This is a genomic window from Lutispora thermophila DSM 19022 (genome assembly GCF_900142105.1).
GTDB classification, from domain to species: Bacteria; Bacillota; Clostridia; order Lutisporales; family Lutisporaceae; genus Lutispora; species Lutispora thermophila.
The window spans coordinates 70,571-89,360 of sequence record NZ_FQZS01000009.1 but is presented as its reverse complement, the minus strand read 5'-3'; the positions used below and the strand labels follow the sequence as shown (position 1 = coordinate 89,360).

Here is an 18,790-nt window from a genome sequence, read left to right as displayed (position 1 = left end):
GAGAGGAGGGCATTGCTCCTTTAATTCTAAGGAGAGAGCAATATGTACGGCAGGATCTATATAGAAGATATTGATGTAGTAAAAATGTTTGTCAATGAATGTAAAGAATGCCTTGAAGGGCTTGAGAAGGAAATACTGAAGCTTGAAGCAAATACTAAAGACAGTGAATTGCAAAGTTATATTTTAAGAAGGGTTCATAGAATTAAGATGGGTTCTTCCTTTACAGGGTTATGGGGTATTACAAGATTATGTAATGAAATAGAATTTATGCTGGATGCCATAGGGAATGGGAGGGCAACTGTAGATACAGGGCTGATTGACAGTCTTCTTATGTTCGTGGATTTCATAAATGGCTATATAAAAGACCTTGATGAAAAATTAATACAATGGATTTCTTCTGATGAAAACGATCTCAAGTATCTGGAGTTTGATAATGTACAAAAGGAAGAACAGATGCTTGAAAACTTGAAACAGGCATATGAGAATTGTAAAGTCAGTGATGGGGAAAACAGCAAGTTTATAAAGAAAGCTTTGGAAGAGTCAGATTTGGACGTTTTACAGTCGGAGAAATTTAAGAAGGATCTGGCGGAAGGACTCAGGGAGCAGTTTCTTCTTGAAAATGCAGAGCATATTGATAGGATTGAGAATGATTTGCTAATGCGGCTTGATGCAAACAGTGAAGATAAGGAGGCCGCCGATGAAATATTTAGGGCTGTTCATAGCATTAAAGGAGGAACAGGAATATATCTTGCAACCATATCTGCTGAAAATCCGCTGCATACCAGCTTAAAGAAGTTTTCAGAAGTTGTGCATGCTTTTGAAAATCTGTTGGCCTTGATAAGAGACAGAAGATGCAAGTTTGAAAGTAAACTTGTTGATTTAAGCTTTTCGGTAATGGATTACCTGAAGTCCTTGATGAATTCTATTGCTTCTGAAGAATCCATTGATTTTGATAATAATAGCGTGTTTGATGGAATAAGGGAACATATATCAAGAATCCAGTCATCATCGGGAGATATGATGCAGAAGGTTCCAATGACTAATCAGCAGCAATTGGGCAAAACTGATGACGTGAAATCCAAAACCAACGGGACCCAGAGTATCCGGGTAAATCAAGAAAAGATTGACATAATGATGAACATGATTTCAGAGCTCCTAATTGCCAAAAATTCATTTATGCACATCTCAACAAAATTGAACGTGGAGTATGATCTGCCTGAGATGGCAAAGGAAGTAAAGCAAGTAGGAGCATATGTAAATAAGATATCAGATGAACTCCAGAATGCCATCATGTCTATAAGAATGGTAGAAATCAAAACAATATTTCAAAGAATGCCCAGGGTTGTACGGGATATTGCCCAGAGCACTGGAAAGAAAATGGAACTGTATATGGAGGGTGAAAATACAGAGATTGATAAGACAATTATCGAGCAGATAAGCGATCCCCTGGTGCATTTGATACGCAATGCTGCGGATCATGGTATTGAACCTCCGGAAGAACGCCTGTCAAAGGGAAAACCGGAGACAGGAAGAATTGTGTTGAGAGCCTATAACAAGAACAAGCATGTATTTATTGAAATAGAAGATGACGGAAAGGGAATTGATGCTGAGAAATTGAAGGAAAAAGCCATTGAAAAAGGATTCATTACCCTTGTAGACGCAGAAAGGATGAGCCATGATCAATTGCTAAATCTTATTTTTCTTCCGGGTTTCAGCACTGCAAAACAGATTACTGAGATATCCGGCCGCGGAGTTGGAATGGATATAGTTAAAAGCAATATAGCAAAAATTAGCGGAAACATAATGATTGAAAGCAAAGTAGATGAAGGCACAAAAATGATTGTTCAATTACCTCTTTCGCTGGCAGTTTCCCGGGGTTTGATTGTGGAAGTATCGGGAGAAACCTATATTATCCCTCTGGAGTATATAGTCGAAACAGTCAAGATAAATAAAAACAGCATTCATAAATATAACGGGAAGTGTTTTGTATATTTAAGAGGAAATGTAATCAGAGTTGAATGGCTCAGCAAGATTTTTCTGATTGGTGATAGAGATACTGAAAAGGAAGAATTGAATGCTGTGATTTTATCCAATGGTGTTGAAAATTTTGCAATTGTTGTGGACAAACTTAAAAATGAACAGGAGTTTGTGGTGAAAACATTGGAAGGTCATTTGGCCGCCATTCCTGGGATATCCGGCTCAACCCTTCTGGGAAACGGACAAGTGGTTTTGATTATAAATCCTGTTGATGTATTGCAGCTTGTGGAAAAATAAAGTCATTACCGTTTGAAAGGAAGGGGTAGGCAAAAGCATCATAGCTGTTTATATTGCCCATGGTCTTGCCATCAAAGGGAAAAAAGTATTGCTTATAGATATGGATGGACAAAATGATGCCAGCCTTTTTCTGGGATTTTCTTCAGAGGATTATAGCAAGAGACTTTACCATATCCTTATGGGTCAAGATTCTGTTAGCATTTCTGAATGTATAATTAATACGAGAGACAATTTGGATTTGTTGCCTGTAAACACATCGACCGTATCAATGGTGAGCTATACGAAGAGACTGATATAAGCTGGTTTTTGAATTATAAGCCCAACGGTCTGGAGCAGTTGGGCTATAATTATGTGATTGTTGACTGCGAACCTCAACGAAGCAAAAACAATGATGAGGTTTTGCATTTAGCTGCCTGTCATAGACAGCAGAAAGTTGTTTGGTATGGCCCATGGGGAGCTTGGGGACAGCAGTAGAATCATTGTTGCTGATGTTTATGGAAAGAAGCCAGACGGGGGAGCTATAAATGGTATCCTTGTACTTAATGATGGAAAAAGGCTTGTCATGGTTCTTCATGCTGAGAAAATAATAAAATCAGGAAATGTTGATATAGCTCAAAATCAACAAGCAACATTTTTAGAGGATTTTACGGATTTAGAAAGAGAAGAGGATGGAGAAGAAATTATTCAAAGAGAGGAACCATATGGGAAATAGTTCTAATGAGGAGTTTGTCAAAGGGATTTTTAATTTGGACAACGGGAAAAGGCTGGTAATGATGTTGGAACTCAGCAAGATCATCTGTTTGGAGGATATAAGAGGTTTTCTGCATTGAGCCAAAATGGATGACATGGACTGTTTTTGGAATAATGGCTGATAGCAATAAGGCTTGCATATATTTACATACATTGGCAGCCATGTATATTATGGTTATAAGTAGAATTTTCTTATGATGCATTACAATAGAAATGGAATATTACTATATCCAAGCGGCGGCGAAGTGCATATATCCCCAAAGAGATGGGCAAAAATAAAGTTAGGATTCTACACTGTTCACTGATTCCGTGGGCAGTATTTTTTTGCACAAAAAATAGCACTTTGAGAAAAGTAAATGGCACTTTTGAAAAATTAAATGCTTTTGGGCTATGTTAATATAATAAAAAATTGCCATAATATGTGCCTGGCAAGTGCAATTTGGTGACTAGCACATATTTTTGTGGAAAAGAACAAAGAAAGGGAGAGGAGAGATGAAAATAAAAGGAATTGTGACCATTGCGCTGCTTGTACTGATGCTTCAGACTGTGTTGAGCGGCTGTTCACCAGAAGGATTAGGCCCTGGAAGTTCTGAGGAAAGTGGCAAAGCTCTTGAACGGAACTGGACTATTAAAGTGGATCAGACCATCCCTGTAAAAGACGGCGATATAACAGTAAATCAGACCCTGGTGCTTATCGCCCAAAAAAAGGGTGGAGATAATATCCATGGAACCTATGAGGGAGCGGCCTATATTGGCAGTCATTTGGATATTTCTCCTTTGGCAAAGGTATTAATCAAGTTAAGCAGAGGATTTGATATAGATATTTCTGCAAATAATCTGAGCTTCGAAATTGAGCCTTTTGACATGAAAAGATATTCTGCTTACGGCAGCAAAGATGAAGCCTCCTTGGCACCTCTTGTGCAACATGACTCCATGTCACTGCTATTACCGGAAATGAAGGGCGGTGTGATCATCAATCCGACTATCAAAGGAATCGATGGACTTCAGGGAAGTTATGAAGCATCAGGGGGAGGCTTAGAGACGGTACCGATGAAAATCGCAATCAAATCCCATGGCCAGATGAATTAGTTCCTAATACACCCAGGGCATTCCATCTGGTAAACAATGTTTATGATTGGAGAGATGAAGATGGAGATATTGAAATAAAAATATATATGAGCAAAGAGGAAGCTGAAGCCTATTTCTCAAAGCTTAAGGATTTGAGGATATCCGAACGGGGTGCATATATGAGTTCAGGCGATCTCCTTCTGGATGGAGCTGGCGATGATTTTGACCTTTTATGTTCATATTTCATAGAAAGTCAATATTTAAGAATTAACTATTATTATAAAAACCATTAACCAGAGAACCGTATTAAAAGCATTTTATGAACAGGGAGGGCAATTATGAAGCGTTTATTAACAATAGCAACAATCATTTGCTTGGTTTTATCTCTTGCAGGCTGCGGTAGTCCTGCCCTAGCAGTTAATAACGATGACAAAGCAGCAGTGGAGCAGAGCAAAGGAACCGTCAATAATGGCAACTCTGATTTTACAGAATGGGAAACACAGGAGATAATTGCTGATACAGATTTTGTTGAAGAGGGCACTGAAGCAATTGCCAGAACAGGAGGCACCATAGTCTGGGATGCTGAAAAAATGGGTGGTATGCCGCAGCCGGAAGGCACGACAGTTTTTATGGAGATGGACTTGACAAAAACTCTGGGGAGAGACTTTGCTTACAGTTATTCTGTAACCGGTTTAACGAAATAGGTTTATCAGGAATATATAAAACTTGCTGAGAAAAAATTTCCAAAGGTCATGGAAAATAAACTCAGTGACAAGGAAGGTTCTTTCATGGCTTTAACTACGGACAATGATAAAAATATATTGATGGGATTTATGATATGTATGGCACTGTTGCCTATGACAGTGCAGGCAGCAGAGCCATTTACAACAAAGCTGGAAGCACCCACCAATGTCGTGGTGAATCAGGCTCCGTAAGACCACGGCAGTTATATTATTGTTTCATTTAACAAAAGTCCGGAATTGTCAGCTATGATTGACGAGGGAAGTACCATAAGAGAGAAATATGGCTTGGACTATATCAGGTATTGCGTTCAAATTGACTGGTCCATTGATAGTACAAAGGATTGGAAATATAATCCCGATTGGGACAAGATGATTACACACACAGGCGATGAATATTGTGAAGCCGAGTATGTCAATGAAGATTTGCAATGGGACATAACGGAACGGAAATCAATTTTTGGTTTAAGTATGAAGGCCGATCCTAAGCAAGTAGAAATATAATGCCACAACAGGAGAAAGTATCAAACCTGAGGCAATGATTGACATTGCAGTATTAGTCTTGTAGGCAATAAAGCCGATTAAGGGACCGCTCAATATTTGCCCAAAGGAATCAATCTGTGTATAGGCAGATAAAACCGTCGCCCTTGCCTTTGAATCAATGTTTTCGTTAAGCCAGGCCCTATATATGGGGTCGTTTATTGTTCTTATGATATAGAAAGACATGTATGCAGAAAAGGCCATTACAAAATTCCTTGCCAGGCCGAAGGCTATGATGGTTGCCACCATCATAAAATTGATGAGTATCAGAAGCCATGCCTTTTGCAATTTTCCCGTCTTTCTTAAGACTCTTTTTATGTATTCCACAGCGCAAATACTTATTATCATGGATAAGCCTTTTATCACGCCAACCCAGATTACAGGTTTCATATCAATTGAGGGCAGTGTCCTATTATCAAGCATATGGGCGATCCATAGACGGTCCAAGCCCTCACTATACAAGCCGTAAAAAAGACATATCATCAGCATAACAATTAAAAAGGGGCTTTTTCTAATATATTGAAAGCCTACATCTAGTGTATGAAACATCTGCTGAAAGGAATTCCTATCTTCTAAAGGTGTTTTATGAAAAGCGGTTTCAGGCATGAATGCGATTAAAAATAATCCCAATAGTATAAATGAAATACCTCCTATAGCCATGGGCAGGCTGATCATTATTGTTCCCATAATGGTGCTTGCTATTATTGCCAAAAGAGCACCTATTTGTCCAATTTGAGCTCCTTTTAAAAATAATTGTTCCAGGTTTTTACCACCCAATTTATCAGCAATCCAGGCTTCATCAGCACCGCTGGTAAATGTGTAGCCAAATCCCCAGATAATTTGGCAAAGCAATATAGCCCAGAAATCAGTAACGAGACTCTCGGCGAGAAATCCAAGACCAATCAATATTAAACCTATGATTACGGATAACTTTCGACTCTTGATATCAGCTAATAAGCCTGTAGGCACCTCAAATAAAAAGCATGACAGTTCCAGGGCTGTTCCCACAAGCACCAGCTGCATGGCATCAAGGCCTGCTACCTCTATACGATATAACTGGTTTACTGTAAAAACAAAATCAAATAAGAATGCTGTAACACCTGCATATATTAAATAAATCCTGTATGCTGATAATTTTTTTGCCACTGTTTTTCCTCCTGTGTTGAAAAACATATGGTTTATATATTCTATTTTATAAGCATTATTCCTGCTATAATATGAATCTTTTGCATATCAACTATTTAAGAAATTTTAAACAACTATGCATCGAAATATGTCGATATTGGTAAAATTGTGCTATAATATTTTATATCATTTTTTAGGAGGGTATTATGAAAAAATTATTTATTCCATTAATCCTAATTATTGTGTTATTTTCTACAGGCCTATTGGTATATGGCGACGACTATTTCGTAAAACGATCTTATGATGCAGTTACAAACTCAGTAACATGGGAAAATGATTTGTACAAAGTGGTGTTTATGGGTAATAGCGCTTTCGACTTAAAGTATGAAGGTGAAAGGCTAAAGACAGTTGTTTTTACCGGACCAGTTCAGGTTCAGTTGGTAGGATCATATGATTTTGCCTTTCTATATAAGTATGTTAATGGCGAATGTGATTACTCAGAAAACTATTTTATATCCACTGATTATGTTCCTGATTCATATGGCATGCTTCAGACAAATATAGTGATGCTTACAGAGGGCAAATATGACCTGAGTTTTGCAATAAACTATGGAGATTATGGTGAAGCTGATGGAATTTCCATTGAAATCGGTAATGGTTCATATGATGAATCTCCAAAGGTTGTGCCTGTTGCTTCTAAGCCTGCCCAACCCACAATACCAGAGGACATGGATATGAACAGAGATTCATATTTTACTTCAGCAACAGTATTACCTGAAGATGCAATAATCCATCAATGGGCTAAGGATGAGGTCAACGAAGCCTTTGCCATGTCTATTGTCCCTATAAGCATATATAATGAGGGTAATTATCAGCGACAGATTACAAGAAAAGAATTTGCGTATATCATGGTAGGTGCAATGCAATCATTCAATTTTACTTTTGATGATTTGACTTCACATTTTGTTACATATGGTTTTGGCACAGAATTTACTGATACGGATAATGACCTGATAATACAGATAGCCCGTATGAAAAATATCATAAACGGTACTTCAGATACCACATTCTCTCCTGATGGATTGCTTACAAGGGGACAGGCAGCGGCAATGCTAGACCGTTTATATACACAATGCCATACTCAATATGGTATTACCAAGCCCATTATAAGCTCTCCTGCATACTTTGCAGACAGAGACAAGTTCAAAAGCTGGGAAGAGGAAGGCATCAATTTTATTTCCGGACTGACTGATCCTGTTAGCGGTAAGGTTGTAATGGGTGGTGTTGGAAACGACATGTTCTTGCCTGAAGGTAATATAACAGTGGAACAGTCACTTATTGCAGCAAAAAGGCTGATTTCTTTTGCCAGGGCTAAGTATGATGCCATACAGGCTTTCACAAACGGTAAACTATAATACTATGGAATAAAATGAAGACTTCTCTGTAATAATTAACAGGGAGGTTTTCTTTTTTGTGTATAGAAGGTATGAATTTTTCAATAGGAAGCTATTCTTATCATATTGCCAATAAAAATAATAGGAATATAATTGAAGTAGTAAGTAGAAATCAGTCAGAAAAGAGAAAAGGAAGGTAACGACTTATATGAAGAGGATAAGGTTTATCTACAATCCGGTAGCTGGTGATGCAAAATTTAAGAATAGATTGGATACGGTTATAAAGAATTTCCAAAAGTCAGGATATATGGTATCTCCCTACAGGCTTATGGGACCAGATGATATGGATAATGCATTGTGTGATATAGACGAAAAATATTCAGCTGTTGCCATATCAGGGGGAGATGGTTCAATAAACAACCTTATTAATGCCATGAAGAGAAATGATATTGATTTGCCTATAGGGATTTTTCCCTTCGGTACTTCCAATGATTTTGCAGCTCATATGAGGATTCCAAGGAATGTAAACAAATGTTGCGAGATAATAACTGATGGTGAATTACTGGAAGTTGATACGGGAGTGGTTAACGGCTATCATTTTGTAAATGTGTGCAGTGCAGGACTTTTAGCCGATGTAGCATATAAAACTGATATAGGCATGAAAAACAGCTTGGGTAAGATAGCATATTATTTGAGAGGTTTTGAAGAGATACCAAAGCTTAGACCAATATCAATGAAACTGGAGTATGATGATAAAGCAATCGAAGATGAACTATACCTGTTTCTCGTGTTAAACGGAAGTTCTGCTGGGGGATTTCCCAAGCTGGCACCCTATGCTTCTGTTTATGATGGATTGTTGGATGTAATAGCAATAAGAGCGGCCAATATACCCAACATAATCAATCTTGTCGTAAAGGTTTTAAGAGGTGAGCATGTAGGCGATCCTAACATATATCATTTTCAAACAGATAATCTGAAGATATCTTCTGATGAGACTGTTGAAAGCGATATAGATGGGGAGAGAGGGCCTTTTTTACCTCTGGATGTAAAGGTGGATAAAAAAAGCGTAAAAGTATTTATACCCAGATAAGGTAACTGCAGGATATAGTTAATAATCTCTGATTATGATAGTATATAATTGGGGTTTAAGAATAATATATATTGATTTAAATTTTAGAGGGGAATGATCTCAATGAAGCCCAAGCTTAAACTGTTGCCTTTATTCCTTGTATTGGTATTCGTAGTATCCGGCTGCTTAAGTCAAAAGGAAGCAGCACCGGTATTGCAGATGGATGAGATTGAAGCGAGAAGCTATTATAACATTGAAGCAGAACTCAATGTGGATGAAAAAACTTTGACAGCTGTGGAAGAGATTAATTACTATAACAATGACAACATTGAGATGAAGGAATTATATTTTCATGTGTATCCTAATGCCTTTAAGACTAAAGAAACTGCTCCCTTCCTTTTTGATGATTTTGACAATGCATACAAGAGAGGTTTTGAGTCGGGATATGCGGAAATTATTTCTGTGAAAAAGAAGAATACGGATGGAGAAAAACTTCTTAAATATTTTTTATCAGGGGAAGGAGATACAATTCTTAAAATTGAATTGGATTCATCATTGAAGCCCTATGAGAGGGTGAAACTGATAATAGAATTTGCATTAAAGATTCCTCCTGCAGGTGAAAGATTCGGCTATGGAGACAATAATTTTAACTTAGGCAATTGGTATCCTGTAGCGGCGGTATATGACCAGAAAGATGGATGGAATCTGGATAAATACTATGCTATCGGTGATCCATTTTACAGTGATGCTGCAGATTACAGGGTAGCTATAAAAACTCCCGAGGAATATATTGTTGCAGCTTCCGGTAAGTTGGTGGAGGAAATCAAAGAGGAAAATGGCAAGATAAAACGGGTCTATGAAGGAAAAGCTCTGAGGGATTTTGCCTTTGTAGCTAACAATAATTTTGCAGTAATTGAAGAAGAGGTTGATGGCGTTAAAGTAATGTCTTATTATTATAAGGAAGACAAGGTAAGAGGAGAGGAAGCTTTAGAGTATGGTGTCAAGTCCATAAGGCTTTTCAGCCAGATATATGGCAAGTATCCATATCCTGTTTACTCTGTGGTTGAGACGGAATTCCCAAGTGGAATGGAGTATCCTGCCTTGGTTTATATAAGTGATAAGTATTATAAGCCTACCTATTCCAGCGATCCTCTCATAATAACCGTAGTTCATGAAACAGCTCATCAGTGGTTTTATGGAATAGTGGGAAACGATCAGGTTGATGAGGCTTGGCTGGATGAAAGCTTTGCTGCATTTTCCGAAACCATATTTATAGAACGAACCTACGGTAAGAAGACAGGTCGCGATTATTATACCAGATCCATTGAAAACAGCGTTGAAGAAGCCATGTCTTCTCAGGTTATCGATGGGAAGGTGGTAAAGTCTTTATCTGAGTTTCAAAATTGGGATGATTATGGTCCTACTGTCTATGAACGAGGAGCCCAAATGCTTAATAAACTAAGAGAGACCCTTGGTGAAGATATGTTCTTGGAAATAGTCAGAGCCTATGTAGAAAAATATAAGTTCAAAATTGCCACTACCGGTGATTTTGTAAAAGTATGTGAAGAGGTAAGCGGAAAGGATTTAACAGAATTCTTCAAGCCTTGGATCAGTAATGTTCAATAGAATTATTTGCTGCGGATGTAATACGCAGCTTTTTTTCATACTTTTTACATAAATTTTCGTATATTAGAGTGTAATGACTATTAGTTAAAAGTGGGGGAATTTATATGAGAAAGAAAAAGGTTGGAACCATAACCTTGGCCATAGGTTTGATTACAGCAGGTTCTGTAATGTTTGCACAGAATTTTACTGACATTCCTATAACGGATGTATATAAGTATTGGCCTCTTCTTTTGATAGGATTGGGCCTGGAAATGTTAATTTATATGTCTGTTTATGGGAGAAATAGCGAAAATGTTAAATTTAGCATAGATGGATTATGCATTATTTTCATATTGCTTGCAGCAATTTTTGCAAACAGCAGCTTTATGGGTTTTAAACATGTAAATATAAAGGGCATAGGGGATATACCCTTTATGGGGAGTTTAAGTTATAAAGGGAAAATAAAAGAAAGAATCACAAAAGAGGGGATATCTAAAGATTACGACATGAAAGAGTTAAAGGTGACAAATAGCTTTGGAGATATTAAAATAAGAAAGGGTAATTCCAACGAAATAAGATTGGAAGCAGATGTTACGGTTCAATATAATGATGAAAAAAAGGCAAGAAATTATATAAAGAATGCAATAAAGATTGACGAGGGAGAGATTACACATGTTTATATAAAAGAGATATCATCCAATAAAAACAAAGACTATGATAAGGCCATGGCTGATTTTATAATCTATATACCTGAGGGTGTAACGGTAGATGTAATGAACAGCTTTGGAGATATTTATATAGAAAGTGCTGGAAAGGTTACAGTAGAAAATAGTCATGGAGATATTAAGCTTGCGAATTGCTCGAAGGATGCGAAAGTGAAAAGTTCCTTTGGAACAATTGATATAGGAAAGATAGGGGGAAATATTGACGTATCGAATAGCAATGGTAATATAAAAATAGTAGAAGTTGATGGAAATGCAGATGCACAAACATCCTTTGGAGATATATGGCTTATAAAAATAAAAGGAAATGTAGAAGCTGAAAGCAGCAATGGGGATGTGGAAATAGCAGGTGTAAAGGGAAACATTGATGCAAAAACTTCCTTCGGAGATGTGAAGATAGATGAAGAAAGCATTGAAAACGGAAGAATATATGCAGAAACCAGCTTTGGAAACATAAAAGGTTTTGAAGGTAATGCGAAAGATTCTGCGCAGAAAAAAACCCTGGAAAATAGAATTGGTGATGGCAGCAAAGAAATAAGGCTAAAAACCAACAATGGGGATATTGAGATGAAGTAATGGAGAAGACTTCCTTGATAGTCATAATGCTTTCAATGGAAGTCTTTATATTGTGATATAATTAATTATTGTTAAATGAAATATTTAACAGCTTATATTTTTGAAGGAAAGTAATTATTAAATCGTCAAAATAATTGTCGGAGGGTGGTGGCGATACTTGAGAGACGAAGAGCTCATAGAGCTTATAATAAAAGGGGAAGCAAATTTATATGCTGAGCTTGTAAGCAGATATCAGAACAAGGTTTTTTCTACAGCTTACAATTATACCAGAGATTATGAAGAAGCTAAGGATTTAACGCAGGAAATATTCATAAAGGTATATAACAATCTTGGTAACTTCCAGAATAAAGCTCAGTTTTCTACATATTTATTTAGAATTGCTGTAAACAGATGCATTGATTGGACAAGAAAAAAGAGGGCAAAAACTATTTCAATCCTTTCATGCCAGGATGAAGATGATGTTGATGTATATGATTTTATAGCTGATTGCGGAAGCAATCCTGAGGAGATACTATTAAGGCAGGAAAATGCAGATATAATAAGGGCAGAAATAAACAAATTGCCTGAAATCTATAGGACTGTCATGATAATGTATTACTTTCAAGATTTTAGTCCCCAGGAGATTGCAGATATATTGAAAGTTCCCAGAAAGACTATAGATACCAGACTTTTTAGGGCGAGAAAGTTCATAAAGAAGAGATTGGCACTAAAGGTGGATTTCGGAGGTGGGACAATTGCTTTGCAACCGAGTTAGAAAAAGCCTGCACCGATATGTTGCAGGAGAAACATCAAAGCTGGAGGATAAACTTATCAAGGAGCATTTAGATAGTTGCGATTCCTGCAAATTAGAGTATGAAAGGATAGTGGAGATAAAGTCAATATTGTCCCAAATCGGAAGAAATGTTGAAGCTCCGCCTGGTCTTATAGCAAATATAATGGGATCAATAGATCTTGATAAATATAAGTCAATCGGAGTTTATGCCATAAATAATATTAGAAGTCTGGGATTAAGTTTAATAGCAGCGGGGTTGATAATTGCTTTATTCAATTTATCACCCCATAGGAATCATTGTATTATAGATAGTATAGGGAAAAATATGGGAAATATTCAAAATAGCATTATAAAGCCTTTTGAAATGATGAACAATAACATAATGAATATTTCAGACAGGATATTTAACTTAAATATGACAATGGATGAAGATGATTAGGAGACTATGTTCAGGAGGAAACCAAGATGATCCGAGATATAATATTCTTTTTCTTTTCTTTAATACCTGGTGCTTCACAGATGTACATGGGGCTTTTTAAGAGAGGAGTTCAGCTAATGGTTACAACCATTGGATCCTTTACTCTTTTATTGAGCTTTAATGCAGAACAACTAATTCCTGTAATATGTGTTCCTTTATGGTTCTTCAGCTTTTTTGACGGATACAACATAAGAAAGCAAATAGCAGCAGGAAAAACAGTAAAGGATGAGGAAGTATATAGCTATGATATTTTTTTAAGCAATAAAAAGTTCGTTGGTTTTGCACTTTTATTTTTAGGTATAATTGGACTTATCAATTCTTTTCCCAGCAGTGTGATCATATCTTTGTTTGGTGTTGATTTCCAGAATGTATACTGGTCTTTAAGAAGAAGTATTGTTCCCTTATTCCTTATAATATCCGGTGCATATTTGTTGTTAAAAAGCAGAAAGATTGATGGAAAGGAATAAAGATGTGCAAATTTTGCTGTTTGATTTTCAAGCATATTTGTGATAATATATAATGTGTTCTTAAAAATGCGCTCGTAGCTCAGTTGGATAGAGTACTTGACTACGAATCAAGGGGCCACAGGTTCGAATCCTGTCGGGCGCACCATAATACAGCAATTTAAATAGATTGAGGCTATTTTCTAACTATATAAAATAGAATTCAGGCACTCTGATTATTTAGTAGCATAATACTAATCAGGGTGCTTGATTTATAATGCTATGAAAGTATAAATTTTTAATTTATACTTTCATAAAAGCATTTCAAGAAAGGTTTCATTGATTGTTATAAAAGGCTTCCAAAGGAAGCCTTTCTTTATGGATTACCGCACTCAGCAATACTTTTCTGGTTGATTTATGGAGGAATGGTTGTTGGTGGAGATGATTTCAATATGGACAATATGTTTTGAACATAGTGATTTTCAATATCATAAATGGTTAACATTTTAAGGTTTAAATAAATAATTTTAAAAATCCTTGTTGACTCTCACATTGTGATATACTCTAGAATGAAAATGAGCTCAAAAAAACACATATATGTGAGGAAATAAGCATGCTGAAAATAGGTGATTTTTCAGAATTGTCAAGGATCAGTATACGGATGTTGCGGCATTATGATGAAATAGGCCTGCTGGTGCCAAAAAGCATCGACAGTTTTACGGGCTATCGCTATTACAGTGAGGAACAGCTTTCTGTTGCTAACCGAATTACTGAGCTTAAGAATATGGGGTTTAGTCTTTCAACTATTAGAGAGATACTAAAAAGTTATGATGATTCCCAAACATTGGCTGAATATTTGCTAGTGAAGCGAGCCGAAGTGCAGGCTGAGGCAGAGGAAATCAGTCGTCGTCTGCTGCTCCTTGATACAGCCATCCAAAGACTGAGAAAGGAGGAAACAGCAATGAACTATAATGTTACCATCAAGGCTTTACCGGAACGTTATGTTGCTAGTGTTCGCCAGGTAATTCCTGCTTACGATCACGAAGGAATGCTATGGGATATTATGATGAGGGAAACTGCGGGAATGAACATGCAGATTGCAGATCCTAGTTATGGTATGGCCATATTTCACGATGAGGGACATAAAGAAAGCGATGTAGATGTGGAAATTCAGATGTCCGTAAAAGGTTCCTATGAAAATACTCATCATGTGGTATTCAAAAGGGTTCCTGCAGTGGAATTTGCTTCTGCAATACTAAAAGGGAGCTATGATTAGCTCACATCGATTCACAAAATAGTAGCCCAATGGGTTCGAGATAACGGTTATGAATTTAATGGACCAATGTTCTGCATTTACCATGTGAGCCCGGCAGAAACAAAAAATCCAGATGAACTGGTAACGGAGATATGCTATCCGGTAAAAAAGAAATAACATTTTTATAAGCCATGGGAAAGTATAGTTCCACTTTAATATAAACTTTCCGTAATGAGCTTCAAGAAAGGCTTCATTGGTTGATTTAAAGCTTCCAAAGAAAGCCTTTCTTATCGGAATACTGCCTGTGTGAAATAAGCAGGCAGTGTTTTTATGCGCTTTTGGAGGATGAGAGCGGTACTTATGATGGATGTTGACAAATCTGAGCTATAATGGTAAACTTTCATCATGCGGGGGAACTGCTTGGCAGTTGAGAAGGTAAAACCTGACCCTTTGAACCTGTTGGTTAATACCTACGTAGGGAAGCAGTGAATATTACATTGTATTTAATTAGGACGCTTCCCAAAAGGATGGCGTCCTTTTTCCATGAAATTATATACAATTGATATGATGGCGAGGGAACTGAACAAGGTTGAAAGGTTAGTACCTTTTTTGGACATGCAGGTTAATAACAATATAAGTAGCCAATATTCTAAGCGCCCTTGCATTTAAAAGAGCTTCCCAACTTATTTGGATGCTCTTATTTTATTTTAGGAGGTGAATGAAATGACATTCATGGAAGAAACTTTGGCTCAAGTTTTGCCTATTTGGGATCGTTGTGTAGAAGCCCCATTTGTGCAAGAGGTAAAAAAGGGAACCCTGCCCATGGAAAAATTCAAGCATTATATGATTCAGGACAGTATTTATTTAAAATACTATGCACGAGTATACGGAAAAGCTATATATCATTCCTCAACATTAAAGGATATTCAAATGTTTTATTCTGCTCTATGCTTTGTAACTGATACAGAATCAGCTGTTCGTTTAAGCTATTTAAACCGATTTGGATTAACAGACAGTGATATTGAAGATATAGAGCCATTTCCGGAAAATAAAAACTATATAGATTTCATGATGGATATTGCTGACAATGGCGATATATGTGAGATGCTGATGGCAGTTTTGCCTTGTATGTTAAGCTACAATTACATATTCAGAAAAATAGCCGCTGAACCTGAATCAAAAGGGTCAATATATCGGGACTTTATTGAAGATTATGCTAATGAACGTTATGTTGCAAGTTGTAGACTGTGGAGCGACTTTGCCGATGAAAAATGTGCTGCTTTGTCTGATGATAGAAAAAAGAAACTTGCAGCTATTTTTGAGAAGGCAAGCTTGTTGGAGCTTGATTTCTGGAATATGTCCTATAAGGAGTAAGGCATATGCCATAGTGTTGTCATCATAAAAGAGTGTTCTTCCAAAGAAAATAGAGGAGGGGATTCTACGATGAAAAAAGTTTTGACCATTGCCGGATCAGATTGCAGTGGAGGGGCAGGAATACAGGCAGATCTGAAAACCTTCTCTGCTCATGGTGTTTTTGGCATGAGTGTCATTGTCTCTGTTGTTGCGGAAAATACAAGCCGAGTCATCGATATACAGGATATAACGCCGGACATGATTAAAAAACAGATCGATGCAGTCTTTGAGGATATCGAGGTAGATGCCGTAAAGATTGGTATGCTTTCCACCCCGGCATGTATGCATGCTGTAGCTGAAAAATTGAAGGAATATCATCCAGCCAATGTGGTGGTGGATCCGGTAATGTATGCAAAAAACGGTTGCCCCCTTATGGAACCTACTGCAGTGGATACGTTGATAAAAACAATCATTCCTTTTGCTGATGTATTGACTCCCAATATTCCAGAAGCTGAAAAAATTGCGGATATGCGGATTACATCGGTAGCAGATATGGAAGCTGCTGCAAAAAAAATCTATTCAATGGGCTGTAAAGCCATAGTAATAAAGGGAGGTCATGCCTCTGGCAATGCAATAGACATTCTCTATGATGGAAAGGATTTCTACCGCTTTGAAACATCCCGTATTGCTACAAAAAATACACATGGCACCGGTTGTACCTTTTCCTCTGCAATTGCTTCCCAGCTTGCCAAGGGATTATCCGTTAAAGACGCAGTTGAAAAGGCAAAGGATTATGTGACAAAAGCCATTGAGCATTCCCTTGATATCGGTAAAGGGAATGGTCCTACACACCACTTCTATGAGCTTTATAAGTATGGTCTGCGAGATGAATAAGATCAGGCGGGATTATGTGAGCCATAGGAGTCCCATGGGTATATATACTAATCAATATCAATGACTCAACCTATAAGCCGCATTTTTATTGATTAATGAAAATGCGGCTTACTATCATACAAGGGAAGCAAGCCGCTGCAAAGGATGTTACCGTGATGGATTTTTACTGGAGCCTGCAATATCTACATGTGTTGCAAAAAGAAAAATATTTTTCATTGTGCCTTGTGCTGATCCAAAGCTTGAAGCCTTGATTTTGTTAGAGTATAATTTACTCATTGACAAGATACTTTAGTTCTACGGAAAGGGTATTCGGATATATTGGGATGCAGAAACGCATACCATAACTGTGAGGCTTTGTACTAATAATCAGGATAAGGATGATGATACCCTTCATAGGATGAAAAGGGTGGAAAGATTAAAGAATAACCGCTATTTAATGAGTAAGAATAGAGTTTTTAAATATTAGTTATAGAGGAAGGTGTGCCATAGTGATCAGCAAAAAATTATCTATATGCATGATTGGTTTTGGAAATGCGGGTAAGGAATTTTCCAGAATGCTTGTGGAGAAAGGGGAAGAAATCCGAAGTAAATATGATGTAAATGTAGTTGTCACTGCCATATCCACAAGGTCAAAAGGTTCACTTCTTGATCCATCAGGAGTGGATCTTGATAGAGCTTTGCATGAAGCAGAGACAGAAGGGAGATTTTCTCGGGATAATCCTCAAATAATAGATGGCAGTGTTTTGGATATTATACGAAAATCAGGAGCAGATGTACTCATAGAACTTAGCACACTTTCCATTAAGGATGGGCAGCCGGCAATAAGTCATATAGAAGAAGCCTTAAGGAATAATATGCATGTAATAACCGCCAACAAAGGTCCCATAGCCTGGGATTATAAAAGGCTAAAGAAGATGGCGGATGAAAAGGGCTTGGCTTTGCTGCATGAGACCACAGTTATGGACGGAACGCCCATATTCAATTTGGTGAAAAAAACTTTGCCAGGATGTACAGTGTTGGGATTTAAGGGCATTTTAAATTCCACTACTAATTTCATCATGGAAGAGATGGAAGCAGGATCAGATTATGAAGTTGCGTTGAAAGAGGCCCAAAGGAGAGGCTTTGCCGAGGCAGATCCTTCTATGGATATAGATGGTTGGGATGCTTCAGCAAAGACGGCTGCTTTGATTAATGTTCTAATGGATGGAGAGACCACTCCCATGACCATAGAAAGGAAGGGCATCTCGCATATTGCTTTGAAGGATATTGAAGATGCAAGAAGAAAAGGGGGAAAGATAAAACTCCTTTGTGAAGGCTACAGAGAAAATGGGACTGTGAAAGGCAGAGTTTATCCTGCCTTTGTAAACAACAGGGATATATTTAGCAATGTAGATTCCACCACATCTATACTATCCATTACCACAGATCTTATGGGTGAAATCTCCATTGTTGAGAGAAATCCAGAGATACAGCAAACAGCTTATGGTATATACAGCGATTTGCTTACATTGATCAAGGAATATTTGAAGTAAATCAATTATGAACCTAAGATTGAAATGACAAAGAATGGTTTTGGTTTAACTAAAACCATTCTTTGTTATATTCACTCAAATCAAGGATGTAAGGATATTTCACTTCTTCACGGAAAACATGGTGCCTGTAGAATTTTACATTGAGGGTTGGGTCATCATATTTCAATTTATTTTTTATGAATTATATCAATTGTTTCAAA

The 18,790-nt window shown here is 37.2% G+C and carries 21 protein-coding genes, 1 tRNA gene, 2 pseudogenes and 1 riboswitch; of the genes and pseudogenes, 23 read left to right on the top strand and 1 reads right to left on the bottom strand.

The window, feature by feature from the left end:
• Nucleotides 1-42 precede the first annotated feature (42 nt).
• The 9 genes and pseudogenes from BUB48_RS07815 to BUB48_RS07785 all read left to right on the top strand — a co-directional run bounded on the left by BUB48_RS07815 (nt 43) and on the right by BUB48_RS07785 (nt 5,336).
• Nucleotides 43-2,274, top strand: a complete 2,232-nt coding sequence (locus tag BUB48_RS07815; protein WP_073025686.1) for a chemotaxis protein CheA — start codon at nt 43-45, stop codon at nt 2,272-2,274.
• A 28-nt stretch (nt 2,275-2,302) separates the two neighbouring features.
• Nucleotides 2,303-2,572 (top strand): annotated as a pseudogene (locus BUB48_RS19110) (ParA family protein); the annotation flags it as partial.
• A gap of 8 nt (nt 2,573-2,580) precedes the next feature.
• A complete protein-coding gene (locus BUB48_RS18070; RefSeq protein ID WP_175548385.1) occupies nt 2,581-2,748 on the top strand; it encodes a hypothetical protein in 168 nt (55 codons plus the stop codon).
• On the top strand, nt 2,717-2,986 hold the full coding sequence (locus tag BUB48_RS07805) for a hypothetical protein (protein ID WP_073025684.1): 270 nt from the start codon (nt 2,717-2,719) through the stop codon (nt 2,984-2,986). Before BUB48_RS18070 ends, BUB48_RS07805 begins: the two co-directional genes overlap by 32 nt.
• Nucleotides 2,976-3,104, top strand: coding sequence for a hypothetical protein (locus BUB48_RS18825; RefSeq protein WP_278308949.1), 129 nt, complete (start codon nt 2,976-2,978; stop codon nt 3,102-3,104). The genes BUB48_RS07805 and BUB48_RS18825 overlap by 11 nt, the downstream gene beginning before the upstream one ends.
• 412 nt (nt 3,105-3,516) lie before the next feature.
• On the top strand, nt 3,517-4,113 hold the full coding sequence (locus tag BUB48_RS07800; protein ID WP_073025683.1) for a hypothetical protein: 597 nt from the start codon (nt 3,517-3,519) through the stop codon (nt 4,111-4,113).
• Nucleotides 4,114-4,430: 317 nt separating this feature from the next.
• Nucleotides 4,431-4,796, top strand: coding sequence for a hypothetical protein (locus tag BUB48_RS07790; protein WP_073025681.1), 366 nt, complete (start codon nt 4,431-4,433; stop codon nt 4,794-4,796).
• Between the two features lie 84 nt (nt 4,797-4,880).
• Nucleotides 4,881-5,027 (top strand): hypothetical protein, encoded by a 147-nt coding sequence (locus BUB48_RS18065; protein WP_175548384.1) that lies wholly within the window; start codon nt 4,881-4,883, stop codon nt 5,025-5,027.
• 54 nt (nt 5,028-5,081) lie between these two features.
• Nucleotides 5,082-5,336, top strand: a complete 255-nt coding sequence (locus BUB48_RS07785; protein ID WP_073025680.1) for a hypothetical protein — start codon at nt 5,082-5,084, stop codon at nt 5,334-5,336.
• Here the strand turns inward: BUB48_RS07785 and BUB48_RS07780 are convergent.
• Complete coding sequence (locus BUB48_RS07780) at nt 5,298-6,518, bottom strand: MFS transporter (protein WP_175548383.1); 1,221 nt, start codon at nt 6,516-6,518, stop codon at nt 5,298-5,300. The two genes, BUB48_RS07785 and BUB48_RS07780, sit on opposite strands and share 39 nt — an antisense overlap.
• A 185-nt stretch (nt 6,519-6,703) precedes the next feature.
• Here BUB48_RS07780 and BUB48_RS07775 point away from each other — a divergent pair, with 185 nt between their 5' ends.
• The 14 genes and pseudogenes from BUB48_RS07775 to BUB48_RS07715 all read left to right on the top strand — a co-directional run bounded on the left by BUB48_RS07775 (nt 6,704) and on the right by BUB48_RS07715 (nt 18,590).
• On the top strand, nt 6,704-7,912 hold the full coding sequence (locus tag BUB48_RS07775; protein WP_073025678.1) for an S-layer homology domain-containing protein: 1,209 nt from the start codon (nt 6,704-6,706) through the stop codon (nt 7,910-7,912).
• Nucleotides 7,913-7,968: 56 nt separating this feature from the next.
• Complete coding sequence (locus BUB48_RS18820; RefSeq protein ID WP_278308948.1) at nt 7,969-8,091, top strand: hypothetical protein; 123 nt, start codon at nt 7,969-7,971, stop codon at nt 8,089-8,091.
• Between the two features lie 8 nt (nt 8,092-8,099).
• Nucleotides 8,100-8,981: a YegS/Rv2252/BmrU family lipid kinase gene (locus BUB48_RS07770; protein ID WP_073025677.1), complete on the top strand. Its 882-nt coding sequence runs from the start codon at nt 8,100-8,102 to the stop codon at nt 8,979-8,981.
• 102 nt (nt 8,982-9,083) lie between these two features.
• Complete coding sequence (locus tag BUB48_RS07765; protein WP_073025676.1) at nt 9,084-10,586, top strand: M1 family metallopeptidase; 1,503 nt, start codon at nt 9,084-9,086, stop codon at nt 10,584-10,586.
• A gap of 104 nt (nt 10,587-10,690) precedes the next feature.
• The gene (locus BUB48_RS07760; RefSeq protein ID WP_073025675.1) at nt 10,691-11,863 is read left to right on the top strand and encodes a DUF4097 family beta strand repeat-containing protein; all 1,173 of its coding nucleotides are present in this window, start codon (nt 10,691-10,693) and stop codon (nt 11,861-11,863) included.
• A 157-nt stretch (nt 11,864-12,020) separates the two neighbouring features.
• Nucleotides 12,021-12,617 carry an RNA polymerase sigma factor gene (locus BUB48_RS07755; RefSeq protein ID WP_073025674.1) on the top strand — a complete coding sequence of 199 codons (597 nt, stop codon included), beginning with the start codon at nt 12,021-12,023 and terminating at the stop codon, nt 12,615-12,617.
• Nucleotides 12,598-13,074, top strand: coding sequence for a zf-HC2 domain-containing protein (locus BUB48_RS07750; RefSeq protein ID WP_073025673.1), 477 nt, complete (start codon nt 12,598-12,600; stop codon nt 13,072-13,074). The genes BUB48_RS07755 and BUB48_RS07750 overlap by 20 nt, the downstream gene beginning before the upstream one ends.
• 26 nt (nt 13,075-13,100) lie before the next feature.
• A complete protein-coding gene (locus BUB48_RS07745) occupies nt 13,101-13,580 on the top strand; it encodes a hypothetical protein (protein ID WP_073025672.1) in 480 nt (159 codons plus the stop codon).
• A 68-nt stretch (nt 13,581-13,648) separates the two neighbouring features.
• Nucleotides 13,649-13,725, top strand: a tRNA-Arg gene (locus BUB48_RS07740).
• Between the two features lie 444 nt (nt 13,726-14,169).
• Nucleotides 14,170-14,988 (top strand): annotated as a pseudogene (locus BUB48_RS07735) (MerR family transcriptional regulator).
• A 222-nt stretch (nt 14,989-15,210) separates the two neighbouring features.
• Nucleotides 15,211-15,310, top strand: a riboswitch (TPP riboswitch).
• Nucleotides 15,311-15,534: 224 nt separating this feature from the next.
• On the top strand, nt 15,535-16,185 hold the full coding sequence (gene tenA, locus BUB48_RS07730) for a thiaminase II (RefSeq protein ID WP_073025671.1): 651 nt from the start codon (nt 15,535-15,537) through the stop codon (nt 16,183-16,185).
• A gap of 69 nt (nt 16,186-16,254) precedes the next feature.
• A complete protein-coding gene (gene thiD, locus BUB48_RS07725) occupies nt 16,255-17,058 on the top strand; it encodes a bifunctional hydroxymethylpyrimidine kinase/phosphomethylpyrimidine kinase (protein WP_073025670.1) in 804 nt (267 codons plus the stop codon).
• An 88-nt stretch (nt 17,059-17,146) separates the two neighbouring features.
• Nucleotides 17,147-17,350 (top strand): hypothetical protein, encoded by a 204-nt coding sequence (locus BUB48_RS07720; protein ID WP_073025669.1) that lies wholly within the window; start codon nt 17,147-17,149, stop codon nt 17,348-17,350.
• A 196-nt stretch (nt 17,351-17,546) separates the two neighbouring features.
• The gene (locus tag BUB48_RS07715; RefSeq protein WP_073025668.1) at nt 17,547-18,590 is read left to right on the top strand and encodes a homoserine dehydrogenase; all 1,044 of its coding nucleotides are present in this window, start codon (nt 17,547-17,549) and stop codon (nt 18,588-18,590) included.
• Nucleotides 18,591-18,790 lie beyond the last annotated feature (200 nt).